The 21,149-nt window shown below is 72.4% G+C and carries 16 protein-coding genes; 2 read left to right on the forward strand and 14 right to left on the reverse strand.

Translation table 11 applies throughout. The features are described from left to right. Positions 1–43 precede the first annotated feature (43 nt). The 12 genes from DQ384_RS13080 to thrC all read right to left on the reverse strand — a co-directional run bounded on the left by DQ384_RS13080 (position 44) and on the right by thrC (position 14,706). Positions 44–1,354: a serine hydroxymethyltransferase gene (locus DQ384_RS13080; RefSeq protein WP_114029027.1), complete on the reverse strand. Its 1,311-nt coding sequence runs from the start codon at positions 1,352–1,354 to the stop codon at positions 44–46. 101 nt (positions 1,355–1,455) lie between these two features. Beyond that, positions 1,456–1,794 (reverse strand): hypothetical protein, encoded by a 339-nt coding sequence (locus DQ384_RS13085; protein WP_245966436.1) that lies wholly within the window; start codon positions 1,792–1,794, stop codon positions 1,456–1,458. Positions 1,795–1,894: 100 nt separating this feature from the next. Beyond that, positions 1,895–3,481: a hypothetical protein gene (locus tag DQ384_RS13090; protein ID WP_114029029.1), complete on the reverse strand. Its 1,587-nt coding sequence runs from the start codon at positions 3,479–3,481 to the stop codon at positions 1,895–1,897. Positions 3,482–3,695: 214 nt separating this feature from the next. Next, on the reverse strand, positions 3,696–4,589 hold the full coding sequence (locus DQ384_RS13095) for an L-threonylcarbamoyladenylate synthase (protein ID WP_114029030.1): 894 nt from the start codon (positions 4,587–4,589) through the stop codon (positions 3,696–3,698). Between the two features lie 60 nt (positions 4,590–4,649). After that, the gene (prmC, locus tag DQ384_RS13100; protein WP_114029031.1) at positions 4,650–5,504 is read right to left on the reverse strand and encodes a peptide chain release factor N(5)-glutamine methyltransferase; all 855 of its coding nucleotides are present in this window, start codon (positions 5,502–5,504) and stop codon (positions 4,650–4,652) included. Between the two features lie 60 nt (positions 5,505–5,564). Next, positions 5,565–6,617: a peptide chain release factor 1 gene (prfA, locus tag DQ384_RS13105; RefSeq protein WP_114029032.1), complete on the reverse strand. Its 1,053-nt coding sequence runs from the start codon at positions 6,615–6,617 to the stop codon at positions 5,565–5,567. 133 nt (positions 6,618–6,750) lie between these two features. Beyond that, entirely contained in the window at positions 6,751–6,969 is a 219-nt protein-coding gene (gene rpmE / locus DQ384_RS13110) for a 50S ribosomal protein L31 (RefSeq protein WP_114029033.1), read from the reverse strand. A gap of 425 nt (positions 6,970–7,394) precedes the next feature. After that, a complete protein-coding gene (locus DQ384_RS13115) occupies positions 7,395–8,039 on the reverse strand; it encodes a response regulator transcription factor (protein ID WP_114029034.1) in 645 nt (214 codons plus the stop codon). A gap of 11 nt (positions 8,040–8,050) precedes the next feature. Beyond that, positions 8,051–9,343 carry a sensor histidine kinase gene (locus DQ384_RS13120; protein WP_114029035.1) on the reverse strand — a complete coding sequence of 431 codons (1,293 nt, stop codon included), beginning with the start codon at positions 9,341–9,343 and terminating at the stop codon, positions 8,051–8,053. Between the two features lie 247 nt (positions 9,344–9,590). Then, a complete protein-coding gene (gene rho, locus DQ384_RS13125; RefSeq protein WP_114029036.1) occupies positions 9,591–11,618 on the reverse strand; it encodes a transcription termination factor Rho in 2,028 nt (675 codons plus the stop codon). Positions 11,619–12,069: 451 nt separating this feature from the next. After that, positions 12,070–13,005 carry a homoserine kinase gene (gene thrB, locus DQ384_RS13130; protein WP_114029037.1) on the reverse strand — a complete coding sequence of 312 codons (936 nt, stop codon included), beginning with the start codon at positions 13,003–13,005 and terminating at the stop codon, positions 12,070–12,072. Between the two features lie 642 nt (positions 13,006–13,647). After that, positions 13,648–14,706 carry a threonine synthase gene (gene thrC, locus DQ384_RS13135; RefSeq protein ID WP_114029038.1) on the reverse strand — a complete coding sequence of 353 codons (1,059 nt, stop codon included), beginning with the start codon at positions 14,704–14,706 and terminating at the stop codon, positions 13,648–13,650. A gap of 313 nt (positions 14,707–15,019) precedes the next feature. On the opposite strand from thrC, the gene DQ384_RS42155 reads away from it, so the two are divergent. Next, positions 15,020–16,231: a class I SAM-dependent methyltransferase gene (locus DQ384_RS42155; RefSeq protein WP_220182913.1), complete on the forward strand. Its 1,212-nt coding sequence runs from the start codon at positions 15,020–15,022 to the stop codon at positions 16,229–16,231. A 351-nt stretch (positions 16,232–16,582) separates the two neighbouring features. Further along, positions 16,583–18,199, forward strand: a complete 1,617-nt coding sequence (locus tag DQ384_RS13145; RefSeq protein ID WP_245966437.1) for a glycosyltransferase family 2 protein — start codon at positions 16,583–16,585, stop codon at positions 18,197–18,199. Between the two features lie 33 nt (positions 18,200–18,232). On the opposite strand, the gene DQ384_RS13150 is transcribed toward DQ384_RS13145, so the two are convergent. Beyond that, a complete protein-coding gene (locus tag DQ384_RS13150; protein WP_114029040.1) occupies positions 18,233–19,897 on the reverse strand; it encodes a glycosyltransferase family 2 protein in 1,665 nt (554 codons plus the stop codon). Continuing rightward, positions 19,894–21,003, reverse strand: coding sequence for a glycosyltransferase family 2 protein (locus DQ384_RS13155; protein WP_181871178.1), 1,110 nt, complete (start codon positions 21,001–21,003; stop codon positions 19,894–19,896). Before DQ384_RS13155 ends, DQ384_RS13150 begins: the two co-directional genes overlap by 4 nt. Between the last annotated feature and the right edge of the window lie 146 nt (positions 21,004–21,149).

The raw sequence follows: 21,149 nt of genomic DNA on the forward strand, positions 1-21,149 counted from the left end.
TTGTCCGGTCATCTGTGACCGGAAAACTGCACAGAACTGCACATTAACCCCGTGGATATGCCGGGTGACCACGTGTGAGCCGGGTCACCCGCTCGGCCACCGACGTTATCGCACCTGGATCCCCCACCGCTTGCGCCACCATCGACGCGATCTCCTTCATCTCCGGCACGCCCATGCCCTGCGTCGTCACGCACGGCGTGCCCAGGCGGATGCCGGAGGTCACCGTGGGCGGCTCGGGATCGTACGGGATCGTGTTGCGGTTGAGCGTGATCCCCGCGCGGGCGCACGCGTTCTCGGCCTCGGCCCCCGAGACGCCGAGGTCGCGCAGGTCGATGAGCGTCAGATGGGTGTCGGTGCCGCCGGAGACCGGGCGCATCCCCTCCACCGCCAGCGCGTCCGCCAGCGCCCGCGCGTTGGCCACCACCTGCTCGGCGTACGCGCGGAAACCCGGGCGGGACGCCTCGCCGAACGCCACCGCCTTGGCCGCGATCGCGTGCATCAGCGGCCCCCCCTGCGTGAACGGGAACACCGCGCGGTCGACGCGCGAGGCGAGTTCGTCCGTGCACAGGATCGCCCCGCCCCTCGGGCCGCGCAGCGCCTTGTGCGTCGTGAACGTCACCACGTCGGCGTACGGCACCGGGGACGGGACCGCGCCGCCCGCCACCAGGCCGATCGTGTGCGCGGCGTCCGCGAGCAGCCACGCCCCCACCTCGTCGGCGATGCCACGGAACACGGCGAAGTCGATGAGCCTCGGGTACGCCGTGGCGCCGCAGATGATCAGCTTCGGCTGGTGGCGCAGCGCCAGGTCGCGCACCTCGTCGTAGTCGATCGTCTCGGTGTCGCGCCGCACGCCGTACGCCACGACGTCGAACCACCGGCCCGAGAAGTTGACCTTCGAGCCGTGCGTCAGGTGACCGCCGTGCGAGAGGGCCATGGCCAGCATGGTGTCGCCCGGCTGGAGCAGCGCGGCGTAGGCGGCGAGGTTCGCGGAGGCCCCCGAATGCGGCTGGACGTTGGCGTGGTCGGCCCCGAACAGCTGCTTGGCGCGGTCGGTCGCCAGCCGCTCGGCGCGGTCGACCACCTCGCAGCCGCCGTAGTAGCGCCTGCCCGGGTAGCCCTCGGCGTACTTGTTGGTGAGCGTCGAGCCGAGCGCGGCCATCACCGCGGGCGAGGTGAAGTTCTCGCTGGCGATCAGTTGCAGGCCGGCGCGCTGGCGTTCGAGCTCGTCCAGCAGCACCAGCGCGATCTCGGGGTCGGTGCGCAGCAGCTCGGAGAAGTCGGGCCCGTAGAAGACTTTCTCGCCCGCGGCCGCGTCGCCGGGCCGCCGCTCGTGGTCGCGCCCTCTCGCCCGCATGGCTCGATCACCATTCCCCTCCTCGCGCCGCGAAGCGCGTGGCAAGGACCGCCGATCTCCCCACTGTATGCCCGGCACCCTCCGGCACGCGTGCCGGAGGGTCAGCTGTAGGCGTGCGGAGCCGAGGAGGAGACCGGCACCCAGCGGGGGGTGTCCGCCGCCTGGTCGCTGATCGCGGTCAGCACGGCCTGCCGGTACATGCCGAGCCGCGTGCGCCACTCGCCCATGTCCTGCACGTACCGCTCGGCCACCGGGGCGTCCCAGACGTCGCGGCTCCGCGCCATCTGATACGCCTTGTCCAGTGAGCCGGTGAGCCCCTCCAGCAGGGGCTGGGCCTGCTGCCAGAGATCGACGAGCTTCTGGTACTCGGGGTTGAAGCGCCAGCTCGTCGCCTGCCCGTCCGGGCTGAACGGATCTGGCGACGCCGATACGGGCGGCATCTCCCCAGGCTGCAAGGGCTTCGGCGCCGGCGGATCCGAGTACATGTCTTTGTGGCCTCTCTTCGTTCGGCGGGTTCGGGCGCCTTCGCGGCGAACGGCTTCAGGAAGCGGCCGACGAGGAGCGAGGGCCGTCCGAGGCGGGGGTGTGGCTCGGGCCCGGGTCCTCGGTCGCGTCGCCGTTGTAGGCGGGGTCGGTGAACGGGTCGCCGGTGTAGGGGTCGGCGGAGGGGCTTTGGGCGGCGCTGAGATCGCCAAGCGCGGTCGAGGAGTCCGGAGCCATGTAGACACCCGACTGCACCTGTCCTCCCGCCTGCACGACGCCCTGAGGGGCGGCGGCGGCCGGGTCAGGGGTCTGGGCGCCCGAATCGGACGGCTGGGCGCCGGAGTCGGGCGGCAGGGGCGCCGACGGCTTGGCAGAGACGGAGGGATCGCCGGGCTGGACGTAACCCGTCGGCCCGTCGGAGTGCGGATGCCCCGGCTGCGCGCCGTCCGGGGGCACGACCACCGGCTGCTCCATGGGCGGGATCTTGTCCATGTTCTGCGACAGCCAGTCGAGGTGCTCGGCCGTCGGCGGCTTCATGGTGACCTCGACCACCCGGACGCCGTCGACGTTGATCACCCGCGTGCGCTCCTGGCTGGTGTCGATGTCGTGGGCGTTGTCCGGTTTCGGGGTGTCCAGCGGGCCGTCGCCCCCGCCGCTCTGCGGCGCGGTCGGGTCGACGTACCGGGGCTGGTCGGCCTTGGGAGCGGGGTCGGCCTTCGGCGCATGGTCGGCCTTCGGCGCGGGATCCGACTTGGGACTGGAATCGGCCTTCGGCGCCGGGTCGCCCTTGTCCTTGGGGGTCGAATCACCCTTGGGCGCGTCGTTCTTGTCCGGCTTGTCGCCCTGGGGGGCGTCGTGCCTGTCCGGATGGTCGGCCTTCGGGGCCACGTCCTTCGTGTCGTGCTTGGGAGCCTCGTGACCGACCGGCTTGTCCGTACGGGGAGCGTCCTGCTTGTCGGCCTGCGGCGGCTCGACCTTGTGGGTCTGGTCGTTCTTCGGTGGCTCCACCTTGTGGGTCTGGTCGTTCTTCGGCGGGTCCTGCTTGTCGACCTTGGGATCGTCCCGCTTCTCGCCCTTCGGCGCGTCCTTGTCGGCCTTGGGGGTGTCGTCCTTGTCCGCCTTCGGGGGCAGGTCCGCCGAGTGCTTGTCCCGATCGTGCGGCTTGGCGTCCTTGTCGGGTTTGTCGTCCTTCGGCGCGTCGTGCTTGTCCGGCTTATCGGTCTTGTCGGGCTTGTCGCCGGACGCGTGGTCCTTCGGCTTGTCCTTGTTCTGCGAGTCGGACGTAGGGGCGCCGTTCTTGTCCCCCTTATCGCCGCCCTTATCGGACTTATCGGACTTATCGCCGTCGTCCTTCGCGTCCTTCTTCTCGGGAGCCGTCTGCTTCATGGTCTTGGGACCGGCCGGGCCCTCGTTCTGCTTCTCCTTCTTCTCCAGCAGCACGAGGCGGGCGTTGACGTCCTTGACCAGCGTCTCTCCCGCGTCGGCCACCTGCGCGGGCCGGTGGATCGCCGGGACGGAGAGGCCGGCCGCACTCGTGAGCCGGCTGATGCGGGACTCGACCGTGCGCATCTGATCACCGGCACGCCCGACCTCGGCCAGCAGCTCGCGGACCAGCTTGGGGTCCATGCCGTCCAGCTTGCCCATGGCGCCTCCCTGCTCGTGGTCGCGCTCCGCCGGTCGCTCTGTGGCAGGGATCACGCCCTGCCCGCAGCCATGCTCCCTCGCCACGGCCCATCGCTCAAGAGCGCGGACGCGGTTCACGGTACTGTCCGTGGCCGTCCGCGCCACCCGGCGATAGCCACAGGGCATGAATCACGGTGACGCGCCGTGGCGGGGCGGGCCCCGCCACGCGCCGTGGTCAGACCCCGCCGTCGGCCTTCCTGGCCTGCTCGACGGGCTTGTCCAGCGGCTTGTCCAGCGGCTTCGGCTCCCCGGCCGTCGCCTCTGCCGGCTTCGGCTCGTCCGCGATCGTCTCGACGGGCTTGGGGGTCTCGACCGACTCGAGGGGCTTCGGCGTCTCGGCCGGACTCGTCGTGGCGTCCTTGTCGTCGGTGCCGGTCACGCCGGTGTCGCCGGGAAGAGAGCGCCGGGTGTCGACCTCGGGCTCCCCGTCCGTGGCGATGTACCCGACGATCGCGCGCAGCTTCTCGACCGGCACGGCGCCCTTGCGCAGCACGCGGGGCACCGGCGTGGTCAGGTCGACGATCGTGGAGGGGGTGTCATCGGCGCAGGGCCCGCCGTCCAGGTAGACGCCGACCGCCTCTCCGAGCTGGGCCTCGGCGTCGGCCGCGGTGGTGGCGGGCGGCGCGCCGGAGCGGTTGGCGCTGCTCACCGCCATCGGCCCCGTCTCCTTGAGCAGTTCCAGCGCGAGGGCGTGCAGCGGCATGCGAACCGCGACCGTGCCCTTGGAATCGCCGAGATCCCAGGTGAGGGACCGGCTCGCCCGGCAGACCAGCGTCAGCGGCCCGGGCCAGAACGCGTCGATGAGGTCCTGCCCGTAGGCGCCGAGATCCTCGATCAGGGCGGTCGCCGCCCGTACGGTGCCCACCAGCACGGGGACGGGCATGTCCCTGCCCCGGCCCTTGGCCTCCAGCAGCTCCGCCACCGCCGAGGGCGTGAAGGCGTCGGCGCCGATGCCGTAGACGGTGTCGGTCGGTATCACGACCAGCTCGCCCGCGCGGATAGCGGCCGCCGCGTCGGCGAGCCCGGTCGCGCGCTCCTCGCTGTTCGAACAGTCATAACGTCGGATCACGAGTCGTCATCCTCCCACGTGGGCCGCACCGTCATGCCACGGGCATCGGTGCATGTGCCCTCATTCCTGGCCGTAACGGGCGGTCACGAACCGGTCACGCCCGGCGAGGTCGGTGTGGTCGCGGGTGTCGCGCCAGCCGCGCTCCTCGGTGAACTCCAGGTACACCGACGATCCCTGCTGGTCGGCGTGCTCGACGGCGACCAGGCCGCCGGGCCGCAGCAGCCGCCTCGCGGTGCGCTCGACGGCGCGGACCTCGTCCAGCCCGTCCTCACCGGAACCGTACAGCGCGCGGGAGGGGTCGTAGTCACGCACCTCGGGATCGCGCGGCACCGCCCCCGGCGGGATGTACGGCGGGTTGGAGATCACCAGGTCGACGCGGCCGTTCAGCTCGGGCAGGCAGTCGGCGAGGTCTTCGGGGTGGAGCGAGACGCGGCCCTGGCCGTGCTCGACGATGTTGCGCTTCGCCCAGCCGTACGCCACCGGGTCGACCTCGACGGCGTGGACCTGGGCGAGCGCGACCTCCTGGGCGATCGACAGGGCGATCGCGCCGGAGCCGGTGCCGAGGTCGACCACGACCGGCGAGGCGACGTCCATCTCGCGGAGCCGGTCGATCGCCCAGCCGGCGACGACCTCGGTCTCGGGCCTCGGCACGAAGACGCCGGGGCCGACCTCCAGGGAGAGGTAGCGGAAGTAGGCGCGCCCGGTGATGTGCTGGAGCGGCTCGCGGGCCTCGCGCCGGGCGACGCCCTCCCAGAACAGGGCGTCGAAGTCGGCGTCGCGCACGGTGTGGAGCTGGCCACGCCGGACGCCGTGGACGAACGCCGCGATCTCCTCAGCGTCGGTTCGCGGTGAGGGGACACCCGCCTCGGCGAGCCGGGCGGTGGCGAGCGCTATCTCGTCCATCAGCAAGGTCATGGGCGTTTTCGTGATTTGTCTCGTTACGGGTGGACGGCGGGCACCAAGGACATCTCAGGGTCACGCGTGGGCGGCGAGCTTCTCGGTCATCTCGGCGTCGGTCAGCGCCTGGATGACGGCGGAGAGGTCTCCGTCGAGCACCTGGTCGAGGTTGTACGCCTTGAACCCTACGCGGTGGTCGGAGATGCGGTTCTCCGGGAAATTGTAGGTGCGGACGCGCTCGGACCGGTCGACCGTGCGCACCTGGGACTTGCGCTCGGCCGAGGCGGCGGCGTCGGCCTGCTCCTGGGCGATCGACAGCAGCCGGGCGCGCAGGATGCGCAGCGCCGACTCCTTGTTCTGCAACTGGCTCTTCTCGTTCTGGCAGGAGACGACCACGCCGGTGGGCACGTGGGTGATGCGCACGGCCGAGTCGGTCGTGTTGACGCTCTGGCCGCCGGGGCCGGAGCTGCGGAACACGTCGATGCGCAGGTCGTTCGGGTCGATCTGGACCTCGACCTCCTCGGCCTCGGGATAGACCAGGACGCCCGCCGCCGAGGTGTGGATGCGGCCCTGGGACTCGGTCACCGGCACGCGCTGCACCCGGTGGACGCCGCCCTCGAACTTCAGCCGCGACCAGACGCCGTCGGCGCCCTTGCCCTTCACGGCGACCGTCACGTCCTTGTAGCCGCCGAGGTCGGAGTGCTGCGCGTCGATGATCTCGGCCTTCCAGCCCACCCGCTCGGCGTACCGCAGGTACATGCGCAGCAGATCGCCGGCGAACAGCGCGGACTCCTCACCGCCCTCGCCCGCCTTGATCTCCATGATGATGTCCTTGTCATCGTTGGGATCGCGGGGGATGAGCAGGTGCTTGAGGCGATCCTCCAGCGGCGGGATGCGCGCTTCGAGCTCGACGACCTCGTCGGCGAAGCCGGCGTCCTCGGTGGCGAGCTCCCGGGCCGCCTCCAGATCGTCCCGGACGCCGTCCAGCTCGCGGTAGACGGTGACGATCGGCGTGAGCTGGGCGTACCTCTTGCCAAGGGTCCGCGCGCGGTTCTGGTCGGCGTGCACGGAGGGGTCGGCGAGCTTGAGCTCCAGCTCCGCGTACTCGGCGAGCAACTCCTCCAGGTTCACCGTGCGTCCCTTCTTTCGTGCTTGGCTCGTGGCAGGAAACCCGTGGCGGAAACCGGGGCCGTCATCAAGAACGCCGACCCGGGCACGCCCCCGCGAACCGGGGGGCGCTTCCGGGCCGGCGCTGCTTGCCGGGCTACTTGCTCGCGGGCTTCTTGCCGAAACGCTTCTCGAAGCGCGCCACGCGGCCGCCGGTGTCCAGGATCTTCTGCTTGCCCGTGTAGAACGGGTGGCAGGCCGAGCACACGTCGGCGTGGATGACGCCGTTCTTGGCCGTGCTGCGGGTGGTGAAGCTGTTGCCGCAGCTACAGGTCACCTGGGTGAGGCCGTACTGCGGGTGGATGTCGGGCTTCATCTCAGTCCTCTCTGGGGCGCGGCCGCCGGGTCGCCTTCATCTCTCGCGGTCGGAGTGACGCGCGGGCGGGCGGGAACCGGAACCGCCATGGGTCGGCTACCAGTGTGCCAGATCCTGTAACCGCGCCAGGCCATCGGCCATTCCCCCCGCCGCTCCCCGCCTGGCCGGGACAGGCCACGCGACACCTCGCTACGGCTGCGGAAATTGAGTGCCAAAGGCTCTTATTGTGGGAAAAAGCGGGCTGTGACCGTGATTCCTGGCAGGAACACGCCCTGGGGGAGCCACAAGCTCAGGCGAAAGGGCAACGATACGGACGAGGCCAAGGCACGCGGACAGGAGCCGGGTTCGACCGGCTTACCCGGTTTACCCAAGCCTGACTCGGCGGACGAGCGCCGCCCGGAGGCCGGCACGGCTCGAAGGCGGGTTCAGAGGCGGCCGAGGTAGGCCAGCACGGCGAGCACCCTGCGGTGGTCGTCCGGCGTGGGGTCGAGCCCCAGCTTGCCGAAGATGCCGGAGATGTGCTTCTCGACGGCCCCCTCGGTGACCTCGAGGCGCCCGGCGATCGCGTTGTTCGACCGCCCCTCGGCCATCAGGGCGAGGACCTCTGACTCCCTGCCGGTCAACGACTCGATCGGCTGCCCCCGGCGGCGGCTGAGCAACTGCACGACCACCTCGGGATCGATCACCGTGCCGCCTGCGGCCACCCGGCGCACGGCGTCGAGGAACTCGGCGACGTCGGCGACCCGCTCCTTGAGCAGGTAGCCGACGGCCGCCGCGCCGCGCCCGATCAGCTCGGTCGCGTACCGCTCCTCGACGTACTGCGACAGCACGAGCACCGGCAGTCGTGGCATCAGGGCGCGCGCGGAGATCGCCGCGCGCAGGCCCTCGTCGGTGTGGCTCGGCGGCATGCGGACGTCGACGACCGCGAGGTCGGGCTCGTGCGCGCGCACCGCCTCGACGAGGCCCGGGCCGTCGCCGGCCGTGGCCACGGTCTCGATGCCGCCGTCGGCGAGCAGCCTGACCAGGCCCTCCCGCAGCAGGACGGAGTCCTCCGCGATCACGACCCGCATCGCGCGTTCCCTCACCACTCGTACGGTAGCCGGGCCCGGATCACCGTGGGGCCGCCCGGCGGGCTCTCGACGGTCAGCGTGCCGTCGATGGTGGCCGCGCGGTCGGCCAGCCCCGCCAGCCCGCCGCCGGGGCCCGCCACCGCTCCCCCGACGCCGTTGTCGCGCACCTCGACCACCACCCGCTCGTCCTGCCGCCCGACCCGGACGGACGCCTCGGTCGCCGCCGAGTGCTTGGCGACGTTGGTCAGCGCCTCGGCGACGATGAAGTAGGCGATGCTCTCGACGGCGGCGGGCGGCCGGTCGGTGATCTCGACGCTCACGTCCACGCGGATCGGCGCCCGCGCGGCCAGGGCGGACAGGGCGGCGTCCAGCCCCCGGTCGGTCAGGATGGCCGGGTAGATGCCCCGCGCCAGGTCACGCAGCTCGGCGATCGCGGCCTTGGCGTCGGCGTGCGCGCGGACGAGCAGCTCTCTGGCCTGTTCGGGGTCGGAGTCGAACTTCGCCTGCGCCCTGCCGAGCTCCAGCGCCACCGACAGCAGCCGCTGCTGGGCTCCGTCGTGCAGATCCCGCTCGATCCTGCGCCGCTCGGCCTCGGCGGCGTCCACTCCCCTGGCCCGGCTCGCCCGCAGGTGCGTGACGCGCGCCTCGTCCCCCGGGCCGAGCAGCGCGACCGCGAGCAGGGTGTGCAGCCAGGCCATGCCCCGCACGACGTACAGCGTGATCACCAGCAGCGCCAGGCCGGCCAGCGCCCACGGCAGGGACTCGGGCAGGGTGTCGACCACCAGACGGTCGGTGATGACGGTCGTCCGGCCGGACAGCACCAGCGCCGGCTGGACGAGAAGCCCCACGGAGGACACCCACAGGGTCAGCGACACGATGAACTCGCCGAGGCCGAGGGGGAACAGCAGCAGGAGGTAGCCCAGATCCTTCCAGGTGGCCGGGTCGCCGAACACCCAGCGGAGATGTCCCACCACCCCCGAGGGCGGCCTCGGCCGGTACGGGTCGGGGATCGCGACGCCGAGCGCCAGGCGCAGCAGGCGGCGCTCCAGCATCGCGCCGCCGCGCCACAGCAACATGGCGGCCAGCAGCAACGGCAGGCCGAGCCATATCAGCACCAACGCCAGCGAGACCGACAGCCCCACGGCCAGGATCACGAACCAGGCGATGCCGAACGCGGCGCTGATCCCCAGCAGGTACGGCGCCGCGCGCCAGGTCAGCGGATCGGCGAGCAACCCCAGCGGCCCGTACGGCCCCAAGGGCACCCTCCGGCGCAGCGGCGGGCGGGCCGTCGCCTCCCCGGTCATCCCGAAACACCCCTCGGTCGAACCTCGGCCGTGTGCTGTTCGCCGGCCCGGACGTGACGAGCCTGCCAAGCCCGCGGGCGGGGCGCCATGGGGCGGGCGCCAGACCCGGGGTGGGGCCACCCCCACCCCGGCGCAGATCTCTCACCCCCGGCCGCACACGAAAAGGCGGCGGGCCCCATGGCCCGCCGCCCCTTCACACGCCTGCCGGACGGCCGCGCGAACCGCCCGCAGGACGGTTCGCGGGCGGTCAGTCGCGGTCGTTGCTGACCGTGGTCTTCTGGACCTGGAGCAGGAACTCGGCGTTCGACTGCGTCTCGCGCATCTTCTCCAGGAGCAGCTCCAGCGCCTGCTGCATGTCCAGGGCGTGGAGCACCCGGCGCAGCTTCCAGACGATCTGCAGCTCGTCCCTGGACATCAGGATCTCCTCCTTGCGGGTGCCGGACGCGTCGACGTCCACCGCGGGGAAGATGCGCTTGTCGGCCAGGGAGCGGTTGAGCTTGAGCTCGGCGTTGCCGGTGCCCTTGAACTCCTCGAAGATGACCTCGTCCATCTTGGAGCCGGTCTCGACCAGCGCCGTGGCGAGGATCGTCAGCGAGCCGCCGTTCTCGATGTTGCGCGCGGCGCCGAAGAACCGCTTCGGCGGGTACAGCGCGGTCGAGTCGACACCACCGGACAGGATGCGGCCGGACGCCGGGGCCGCCAGGTTGTAGGCGCGGCCCAGACGGGTGATCGAGTCGAGCAGCACGACGACGTCGTGGCCGAGCTCGACCAGCCGCTTGGCGCGCTCGATGGCGAGCTCGGCGACCGTGGTGTGGTCCTCGGCGGGACGGTCGAAGGTCGAGTGGATGACCTCGCCCTTCACCGACCGCTGCATGTCGGTGACCTCTTCCGGCCGCTCGTCGACCAGGACGACCATGAGGTGGCACTCGGGGTTGTTGCGGGTGATCGCGTTGGCGATCGCCTGCAGGACCATCGTCTTACCGGCCTTCGGCGGGGAGACGATCAGCCCGCGCTGGCCCTTGCCGATCGGCGCGACCAGGTCGATGATGCGCGTCGTCAGGATGTTCGGGTCCGTCTCCAGCCGCAGGCGCTCCTGCGGGTAGAGCGGCGTGAGCTTGGAGAAGTCGGGGCGGTTGCGCGACTGCTCCGGGTCCATGCCGTTGACCGTGTCGAGCCGCACGAGCGCGTTGAACTTCTCGCGGCGCTCGCCGTCACGGGGCTGGCGCACCGCGCCGGTGATGACGTCGCCCTTGCGCAGGCCGTTGCGTCGGATCTGCGCCAGCGAGACGTACACGTCGTTGGACCCGGGCAGGTAGCCGCTGGTGCGCACGAACGCGTAGTTGTCGAGGATGTCGAGAATGCCGGCGATCGGGATCAGGACGTCGTCGTCGCCGATCACGGGCTCGTTGCTGTCGAAGCGGTCGCGGCCCCGGCGGTTGCGCTCCCTGAACCGGCCGCGGCGGCCGCGGCGGTCGTCGTCGCCCTGCGGGTCGCCGCCCCGGTCACGGCTCTGGTCCCGCGACTGGTCGCGGCCCTGGTCACGGCCCGAGTCACGGGTCTGCTCACGGCCCTGGTCGCGGCCCTGCTCACGGCCCTGGTCGCGGGTCTGCTCGCGGCCCTGGTCACGGCTCTGCTCGCGGCGGCCCTCGCCGGCGTCGGCGGCGCGCTGCTCGGGACGGCTGTTGTCGTTGCGGTTGTCGGGACGGTTGTCCCCGCGCTCGCGCCGGTCGCCGCGGTCACCGCGGCCACGGCGCTCGCCCCGCTCGCGGCGGGACTCGGTGCGCTCGGGACGCGCCTCGGACTGCGCGACCGGGCCGGCGTCGGCGGACGCGGCGACGGGAGCGATCGGCTCGGCGGGCTGCGGCGCCTCGGCGGCCGGGGCGCGCTCCTCGCGAACCTCGGCTACGGCCTCGGCGGGAGCCGGACGGGAACGTTCCCGGCGGGTACGGGCGGGGCGCTCGGCCGGTGGCTCGGCGGCGGCCGCGGGCGCGGCGGCGGGAGCCGGGGCAGCGGCGGCGGTCTCGGCGGTGGCAGAGGCACCGTCGGCGGTGACGCCCTGCTTCTCCTGGATGGCGGCGATGAGCTGGCTCTTGCGCATCCGCCCGGTCCCGCTGATGCCCAGGCTCGACGCGAGAGCCTGCAACTCGGGCAGCACCATGGCCGCGAGGCCGGTGCCGGAGCGACGGCGCGGCCTGGCCGCGGCGCGGGTGGGGGTGTCGCCGGCGACCGGCGCTGCGCCGGGGGCGTCGGAGAGGAGTTCGGTGGTGTCGCTCAACTAAAAGGTCCTTCCCAGGGGTCGGGCGTCGGCCACGATCAGCCAGGCGTCCCGGTGGTGCGACCCGGCGGGACAGACCGGGTCGGGCTGGACGAACTTCCAAGGTGTCGGAATGCCGGTGCGTCGAACCGGCACGAGGCCGTCACCGCAGAGATTCGCGAGCCGTTGGGGGCCCGGGGGTCGCCCCCCGGCTGGTTACCGCCGACCAGATGTCGATGCCAGTCGAACGCGCATGTCCCCGATTACGCCGCTTCTCGACACGCCAACCGGATGTGGACCAACCGGAGGCGATGAATTCGGGAAGCCCGCTGTGCGGCCTGCGTCTTGCGACGCGAGGCGCGATCCAGCGATGTATGGCTGACAAGCACGCACCCGCAACGGGGGCATCTGGTGCGGCTATCAGCCTAACATCACCAGCGCACACTGCTATTCCCTGAAGGTCGAAGATGCATCAGCGTGTCTCGGGAATTTGAACGGTCGCGCCAGAGCGGTCGACGTCCAATGGCTGGATGTGCCAGTCATTACCCACTTCCGACGCGATCAAATCATGCGTATCCGTCGTTCCGAACGCGAGAACCGTCGGACCGGCCCCCGATACGACCGCGGGTACCCCGGCCGCGCGCAGACGTTTTACCAGATCGGCCGTGCCCGGCATCGCAGGCGCGCGGTAGGCCTGGTGCAAACGATCTTCTGTGGCGGCCAGCAGAACCTCGCTCTCGGGTCGCTGGGTGAGCGCCGCGATGAGCAGGGCGGCGCGTCCGGCGTTCGCCGCGGCGTCGGCGTGCGGAACATCCTTCGGCAGGAGCCCGCGCGCCGTCTCCGTGGAGAGCCGGGTTCTCGGCACTAACACCACAGGTCGGACGCCCCCGTGCGGGCTCAGTTTCAGCTTACGCGGCGTTCCGGACAACTCCGTCCACGCGATGGTGAGACCTCCGGACAGGCAGGGCGCCACGTTGTCGGGATGCCCCTCCATCTCCGTGGCCAGCGCGAACACCTCGTCGTCCGTCATCTCGGGGGCGGCGAGCGCGCGGGCGGCGAGGATGCCCGCGCAGATGGCGGCCGAGGACGAGCCCAGGCCGCGCGCGTGCGGAATGCGGTTCAGGCATCGCAGCCGTATGCCCCTGGGCTGGGGCACGCCGGCGCGGGCGAACGTCGCGCGCATCGCGCGGACGATCAGATGGCCGTCGCCGAGGTCGAGTTCCCCCTCCCCCTCGCCTTGGACCTCCACCTCGACCCCGTGCGCGGCCGGCGACCCCTGCACGTCGTCGTGCAGGGCGGCCTCGATCTCGTCGTACAGGGTGAGCGCGAGCCCGAGCGAGTCGAAACCCGGCCCGAGATTGGCGCTGGTGGCGGGCACCCGGACGACGACGGGGCTGCTCGTTGCCATGCATTCCTCGGATTCGTTCTGCGTTGTGCTCGAAAGGCGATCTCGGTGGCGCCGAGTGCCGTCTGGAAAGATTCACGAACGCCGGTCCCCGGCCGTTCCCGGGCGCGCCCAGTAGTTTCGCGGGCGCACCTGGTGGTGTACCCGCTCATCGGGCGGGCTCAGGGGGGCCGCGACCGACTTGTGGGGCTTGCCCCGTGAGCCGCCGGGGTGACGGAGGCCGATCTCCCGGTGAGTTCCGGCGTGTCCCGGGGTGCGCGGACCCGCCACCGGGGCACGGCCGGCGCCCGAGTCCCGGGTGACGCCCTTGAGGATTACGGGTGGCCGGGTGAAGGCTCTGGGGTGATCGCGACGGTTTCTCCGGCCGGTCCGGGCCGCGCTCCCCGCGTCCCCCGCGACCGTCTCCGCCGCCCCGTGAACCTTACCGGTCCGCCCCGAACCCTTCCGGGTGTCGACCGACATAATGCCGGGTCACGACGGGTTCGTCCAGGGGGTGCGGGGCGGGGGGAACCATCCGGAATCGCCCGCCGCGACGGGCGGGGCCATCCCGGAGGGCGGCGCCGCCCTCGGCCGCCTCGCCGGGACCCTCCGGACGGCGGCTTCACACGCGGCCGCCGTCCCCTCGGCCACGCCGGGCCGGACGTCTCAGGCCAGTTCGAGCGCGCCGGCGGCGGCGAACGCGTCGACCGGGATGGTCAGCGGGGTGGGCGCGCCGGAGATCGCCCAGTCCGGGTCCTTGAGCCCGTTGCCGGTTACCGTGCAGACCACGCGCTCGCCGTGCCGCAGCAGGCCCTGCTCGTGCGCCTGCAGCAGGCCCGCCACGCTCGCGGCCGAGGCCAGCTCGACGAACACGCCTTCCTCCTGCGCGAGGAGCTTGTACGCGGCGGCGATCTGCCGGTCGGTGACGGCCTGGATGTCGCCCCCGGAGTCGTCGCGGGCCGCCTCGGCGAGCTTCCACGACGCGGGGTTGCCGATGCGGATCGCCGTCGCGATCGTGTGCGGGTGGGTGACTGGGGCGCCCTGGACGATGGGCGCGGCGCCGCTGGCCTGGAAGCCGAGCATGCGGGGCGTGCGCGTCGCCACGCCGTCCGCGGCGTACTCGCGGTAGCCCATCCAGTAGGCCGAGATGTTGCCGGCGTTGCCGACGGGGATGCAGTGGACGTCCGGCGCGTCGCCGAGGGCGTCGACGATCTCGAACGCGGCGGTCTTCTGGCCCTGGAGGCGGTGAGGGTTCACCGAGTTGACCAGCGCGATGGGATAGTTCTCCGCGAGCTTCCTGGTCATCTCCAGGCAGTCGTCGAACGAGCCGTCGACCTGCAGGAGCTTGGCGCCGTGCACGAGGGCCTGCGCCAGCTTGCCCATGGCGATCTTGCCCCGGGGCACCAGGACGGCGCACGTCAGCCCGGCGCGCACGGCGTAGGCCGCGGCGGAGGCGCTGGTGTTGCCGGTGGAGGCGCAGATCACCGCCTTGGCGCCCTCCTCCACCGCCTTGCTGATGGCCACGGTCATGCCGCGGTCCTTGAAGCTGCCGGTGGGGTTCAGGCCCTCGACCTTGAGGTAGACCTCGCAGCCGGTCAGGTCGGAGACACGCCGGGCGGGAACCAGCGGCGTGCCTCCCTCGTGCAGCGTGACCACGGGCGTCGTCGCGGTCACGGGAAGCCTGTCACGGTATTCCTCGATAAGGCCACGCCATGCCCTGAACATCGTCGCTCCTCCCGCGCCCGGCCCGGCCTTTCGCCGGGGCCGCGGCGGCGCGTAACCATGGGGCCGCTACCAGCGGTATCAGGCCTTGAGTCTACGGGGACGGCCGGCCCGGCCGCTCCGTTGTCCACAGGCTGGACCGGCCTTTTCGGCCCGTCCACAGCGTGCCGGACGATTCGCCGGGCGCCCTTGTGTGAAGGGCCGCCGCGAAATCCTCACCACATCATCGTGGAAGGAATGAGAACCTCACTGTCTCTTTATCATCTCTTACCCCACAATTGGGGAAACGTCTGCAAGCTCCGAGGAGATCCGTCGCGTGCCCGACGAACACGACACCGCCGGCACGTACACGCGAGCCACCCAACCCCCGGACGACGTCCACCGTGCCCCCGCGCGACCCCAGCAGACCCCGGGCACCGGGCACCACCACCGCCCACGAGCCTTGGCGATACCGGACGACGGCCACCACGACCGCCCACGAGCCCCCGAGATACCGAACGACGGCCACCACGACCGTCTCCACTGGATGCTGGAGCACCTGCCCTCCGGCCGTCCCGGACGCCCGATCGCCGTCCTCGACCTCGGCTGCGGGCCCGGCGACCTCTCCCTGCTGCTGGCCGAGCGCGGCGACCAGGTCACCGGGCTCGACACCGACCCCTCCGCCATCGCGGACGCGGACGGGATGCGCGGCCGGGCCGCGGCCGACGTGACGTCCCGCATGACCTTCGCCGTCGCCGACGGGCACGACCTCGCCGACGTGCCGGACCACGCGTTCGACGCCGGGGTCGCGGGCGGCCTGCTCCACGAGGCCGCCGACCCGGTGCGCGTGCTGACCGAACTGCACCGGACGCTCCGCCCCGGCGCGACCCTCGTCCTCACCGTCCCCTACGGCGTCCACCACCCCGCCTCAGCGCCCCCCGCCCGGACCGCCGGCCCGGGCTCCGGCCGGGTGTTCTACCACGGAAGCCTCCGCCACCTGGTGGAACCGCTCTTCGAGATCCGCGAGCTGACCATCCTGCGGCGTCACCTCGCCGGCGTCGCGGTGCGCCGGGACGAACCACGCGGCACGCCCGGATACGCCATGAGCCGCGCGGAGAGCGCCTTCCTCCACAGGGAACGCCTCCTGCACGACGAGATCGCCGAACTGCGGGTCCACTGCGCGGACCTGGCCGGCCGGGAAGCGGAACTGACCGCTCGGGAAGCCGAGCTGGCCGGCTCCCGCGAGGAGCTTGTACGCGTCAACGCCGAGCTGCGCGCGGAGGCCGTCCGGCTCAGGCGCCGGGTCAAGCTGCTCGAAGACCGCCTCAAGGAGTACCGCGAGGCCATCGCCCGCGTCCGCCGCTCCCGGGCCTGGCGCGTGATCACCGCCTACCGCCGCGTCCGCCACCCCGGCCGCCGCCCCACCGGAGACCCCTCCCCCACCCCGGCCCCCCTTCCGGGCGGGACCGTCCCCGCTGCGATCCCCGGCACGGTGGCGGGCTCATCCCCAGGCGGCGGTCCCGGACGCCTTCCAGCCGGGCCGGCATAGGCCCGCCACGTCCGCGCCCACCGCACCGGGCCCGACACGGGTGCGACCGGGCCGGCCCACGCCCTGCCGGCGGACACGCCGCCGATCGTGCTGCTTGGAGGGGCCTGCCGGTGAACCTGCCGATCAGCAGCAGGACGGAGGCGCTCCGCCTCGCGGGAGTCCGCCTCCGGTTCCATACCGTCGACGTACCGTGTGATCCAGGAAGCAGGGCCGGTCCTTCCCGCGCGCATCCTCGCGGGCGTTCGGGGTTTCGCAGGCCTCCGCCCGCATACGGGCTCTCACCATGCTCACAGGTTTCGGGGGTAGGGTCGTCAGGCGGTGGCGAAGCGTAGCGACGAAGGAGCGATCATCGTGTCCGTCTCCCCGCGGACGAGCCCGGTGCGGCCCGGTCACGCCCAGGGAAACCCCACGACGCCCAGTCCCGGCGACCGGCCCAGGATCCGCCACAACGACTACTCCCCGCTGGTCCCGCCCCCGCTCGGCCGGTGGAGTCCCGAGCTCCGCGTGAGCGTGGTGGTCCCGGCCCACGGCGGGCAGCACCGGCTCGACCTGACGCTCGCCGCGCTGGCGGCGCAGACGTACCCGGCCGGCCTCATGGAGGTCATCGTCGTCGACGACGGCAGCGACCCGCCGCTGCGCCTGCCGGAGAAGCGTCCGGAGAACACGCGCCTGGTGACCGCCGCGCCCGGCGGCTGGGGCATCGCGCACGCGCTCAACACCGGGGCACACCTCGCCGAAGGCGAGATCATCCAACGCCTGGACGCCGACATGGTGATCTCCCGCGAGCACATCGAGGCGCTGATGCGCTGGCACCACCTCACCGACTACGTGGTCACGATCGGCGCCAAGGTCTTCGTCGAGGAGCCCGCCCTTACGGCGGCGCAGGTCAACACGGCCGTCGGCCAGGGGGGGCTGGACTCGCTGTTCGACATGGCGGCGGCGGTCCCGAGCAGCACGGAGGCGACGATCCGGCGGCTGGACGGGCTGCGGGCCAGCAAGAACCCTTACCACGTCTGCACCGGGCCCACGGTCTCGCTGCGCCGCGCCCTGTTCCACGAGGTCGGCGGCCTGGACCCCTCGGTGCCCAGGGGCGAGGACACCGAGTTCGCCTACCGGCTGGCGATGACCGGGGCGGTGTTCGTCCCGGACATGGAGGCGCGGGCCGTCCACCTCGGCATCCCGGCGCAGCGGGTCGACACCGAGGCGACCGTGCGCGTGGTCGCCCCCTACCTCGCCCACCGTGTTCCCCTGCGCCGTGACCTGCGCAAGGAGCGCGGCAGGCGCTGGCTGGTCCCGTACGCCGAGGTCGTGCTGGACGTGCGGGGACGCGCCGAACCCGAGGTACGGGCGGCCGTCGGCGCGGCGCTCGGCGGCAGCCTGCCCGACGTCGCGGTCACGCTGCTCGGCCCGTGGTCCGCGCTGCCCGAGGGCCGTCGCCGCGTGCTGGACGATCCGGACTTCGAGGCGCGGCTGATTCACGAGCAGTTCCGGCACGACGACGCCGTCCGGCTCGCCGACGAGCCGACGCCCGACCCCGCGCCCGTCCCGTTCCGGTACACCGGGTCCGTGGACGTGCCGCTGGGGCGCCGCTCGCTGGAGCTCATGATCAAGTCGCTGAACGACACCCGCGCCGGGCTTCTCGTGGTCGAGTTCCCCGGCGGCGGCACGGCCCGCCTGGAACGCACGGAGGCGACCAACCGCGCCCGCCTCCTCGCCGCCCCCGGCGAGGACCTCACCGACGTGATCGCCCAAACCCACGGCGTCCGCCGGGCCCCGTCATCCGACTTCTGGCCCCCGGACAAGCCGAAGGCCAAGCCCGCCCCCGCCACTCCCGAGCCGGCCGCCCCCGCCCACGACCGTCCCTCGGCCACCCGCAACCCCGCCGAGCGCCCAACCCCCCGCCCCACCCCCCAAGGCACACCGGAAAAGCTGGTAAAACGCCTACGAACGGCCCTCCGCGGCCGCTGAGGGGTTTCGCCGTCGGACGGTCTCGCTCGCGCGTCAGAGGTCGGTTTGCTGGTCGTTCGCCGGCTTGGGAGGGGTGGTTCGCTTGGGTGAGATGCGCTTCATGACCGTGCGGAGGCGGCTGGTTTTCAGGGTCGCGACCTCCTTGCGCAAACCGCCGACCTCGCGGCGGAGGTCGACGGCGGACTTGCGCCAGCGGCCGGCCTCCTCGCGCCACTTGGTCACCTGGCCGCGCAGCCGTTCGGCCTCCTTGGTGAGCTTGGCGATCTCGGCCTCGGCGTCCAGGCGGGCGCGGTAGGTCATCCGGCGGCCCTTGACGGGGGTGGCCTCCGAAGCGGGAAGGAACCCGAGGGTCTCGCCGTCGATCCACAAGGTGCCGTACACCTCGTCGACCAGGTCATCGACCGCCCCTTCCGAGTCGGCCCCGCCGACCAGGGCGGCGCGGGCGAAGGCCGAGCGGCGTTCCAGGCGGGCCGTGGTCACGCCGTCCGGGGCCTCGTCCAGCAGCACGCTGACCAGCCCGTGGTCGCCGTCGACCGCCAGGTCGAGCAGCCGGGCGAGCGTGTCCTCCCCCGGAACCCAGCCCGCCGGGAGCCGCAGCCGGTACGGTGCGAGACGTTCGGCCTCGCCGGATGTGAGCCGGACCCGTGTGTCATGGGCGTAGTGCCCGCGCAGGAGGGTGAGGTCGAGACGCGGGTCGGTGAGCGGAGCCCTGCGCTCGGGCGTAAGCGCGTCCCAGGGGCCGTCGAGCAGCACCGACACGTCCGGGACGGTGCCGGCGAGCACGGCGTCCACGGTGGCGCGCGTCTCGTCGTACCCCCCGGCCTCCACCACGACGTCGAGGTACGGGACCTTCCACTGACGAGTGGGATGCCCGCGCAGCCAGCGGTAGTGCGGGACGCGGTCCCCGATCAAGGCCTGGCTGACCCGGTCGATGCGCTCTTTGTCCCGCATGCGCATGGACGGCCCGAGGTGGTACCCCACGGCGAGCGGCTCGGGGACGAACACCGCCCCCGCCTGGGCGAGGCGGTACCCCATCTCGGTGTCCTGGCCGAGGACCAGATCGACGTCCATGGGCCCGGCGGCGTCGATCAGCCGCCGGTTGACCGAGGTGGCGCCGCCGACGTGCAGGCTGAAGGCCCGGCTCGGCGCCCGGGTGAGGCCATCGGTGCGTTGGACCAGGTCGACCAGCCATTCGTGCGGCTCCGCGGGCTCGAAGAGCTCGGCGAGGTCCTTGCCCCCGGCGACGGCCTCGGGCGCGGGCGGCGCGGCCGTGGTGAAGCGCAGGTAGCTCGTGACGACGAGGTAGGGCGCGAGGTGGTGCCAGCGCATGTGGGCCTCGACCTCGTGCCGGTCGGCGACCACGTCCGAGTCGAGCCAGTGGACGACGTCGCCGGTCGCGACGGCGAGCCCGGCGTTGCGCGCGTCGGCCCGGCCGGGCGTGTCGCAGACGATCAGGCGCGTGGCGGCCGGGCGGATCGGCGGCAGGCGCAGGGCCGGGCTGCTGCCGTTGTCCACGACGACGACCTCGAGAAGCTCCTCGGGGTAGGTCTGCCCGGCGAGGGCGGCGAGGGCCAGGTCGAGCTTGTGCTGCCCGTTGTGGGCGGGGACGACCACGCTGACCCGCAGGGACGGTGTCCAGGCGCCGAGGGCGGGCGGGTCGAGCACGGTGTAGTCGTTGCCGCGGACGCGCGCGATCATGATGCTTCCAGGATGTGGCTGGGCCGGAAGCCGCGCCACTGGTTGGCCGAGACGCGCAGGAAGTGGGCGAGAGGGAGCTGCCAAGTGTGCCCGGCGGCGAGCGAGCGGCGCAGGACGTAGCCGAGGCCCTGCGTGCGGTAGATGCGGGCGCCGGCGGCGTGGGCGGTTTTGAGGAATTGCGCGTCCACGCCCCGCGCCACCCCCTCGAACCCGCCTATCTCCTGAAATCTCGCCCGAGCGAGGAAGATCGTACCGCCGGCCACATGGTCCGACCACACCTCACTGGTGTAGTCCGTACGGCGGACCGTGACCTCCAGCGGCTCCAGGTAGAAGAACTCCGCCGTCGTGCCCACGATGTCTGCCTGGCTGTAGGCGCGCGCCATGAGCAGGTCGGACAGGTGCTCCGGCGAGTACCAGTCGTCATCGTCCCACTTGGCGATCTCGTCGCCGCCCGCCCGCGCCGCCGCCCGGTTGAGCACCTCGCCGAACGGCGTGGCGACGTCCGCCTCGACGACGGTCACCGGCAGCGGGAACGACTCCAGGGCGCCCCGCACGCCCGGATGCGAGGCCGGGACGCCGTGCAGGCCGAGGAGGACCTCGACCTCGACGTGCCGCTGGCGGGCGATCTGCGCGAGCGCCGTCCCGAGCAGCTCCGGGCGCTTGCTGGACATCACCACGCTGACCTTCGGCGCCGTACGGCCGACCGGCGCCCGCAGCGCATGGCGGCGCAGGCGCAGGCTGTGCTCCTCACGGCGAAGATCGCTCACCGACCGCACCGACGGGTCGCGCGGGCCCGGCGCCCACGCGGAAAGGAGCGCCGCCAGCTCCGGCTCGGCCTCCTTGTACCAGGCCGGCACCTCGTCCGCGTACACCGGCACCCCCGCCGCCGCCAGGCCCGAGATCGTCTCCCGCACCCCAGCGCGGCCCTCCGGCCAGCGCACGCGCAGCCCGTCGAGCGGCCGCAGGCCCACGACGGCCGCCGCCGTCACCGGAAGATCGGCCGGCTCCCCGTCGAACACCGGACGCCCGTCGCGGAAGGCCAGCTCACCGGGGCCGCCGGTCGGCGTGCGCGTGAACCCGAGCGGTGTCGGGTCGCCCTCTGCCACTGCGCTCCCTTCGACGATCGCCCTCCGCCGGGGGGCGGGGGTGGACGACGCGAGGCCCCGGCCCCGACGGGCAGGCGGTCTCGTCCGGAGAAAATGCTCTCATCAGCGAGGGACACCGCGAGCCGTACAGCCGGCCGTACGGGCAC

Origin of the sequence: Sphaerisporangium album, assembly GCF_003323745.1 — a bacterium.
In the GTDB taxonomy this organism is placed as follows: domain Bacteria; phylum Actinomycetota; class Actinomycetes; order Streptosporangiales; family Streptosporangiaceae; genus Sphaerisporangium; species Sphaerisporangium album.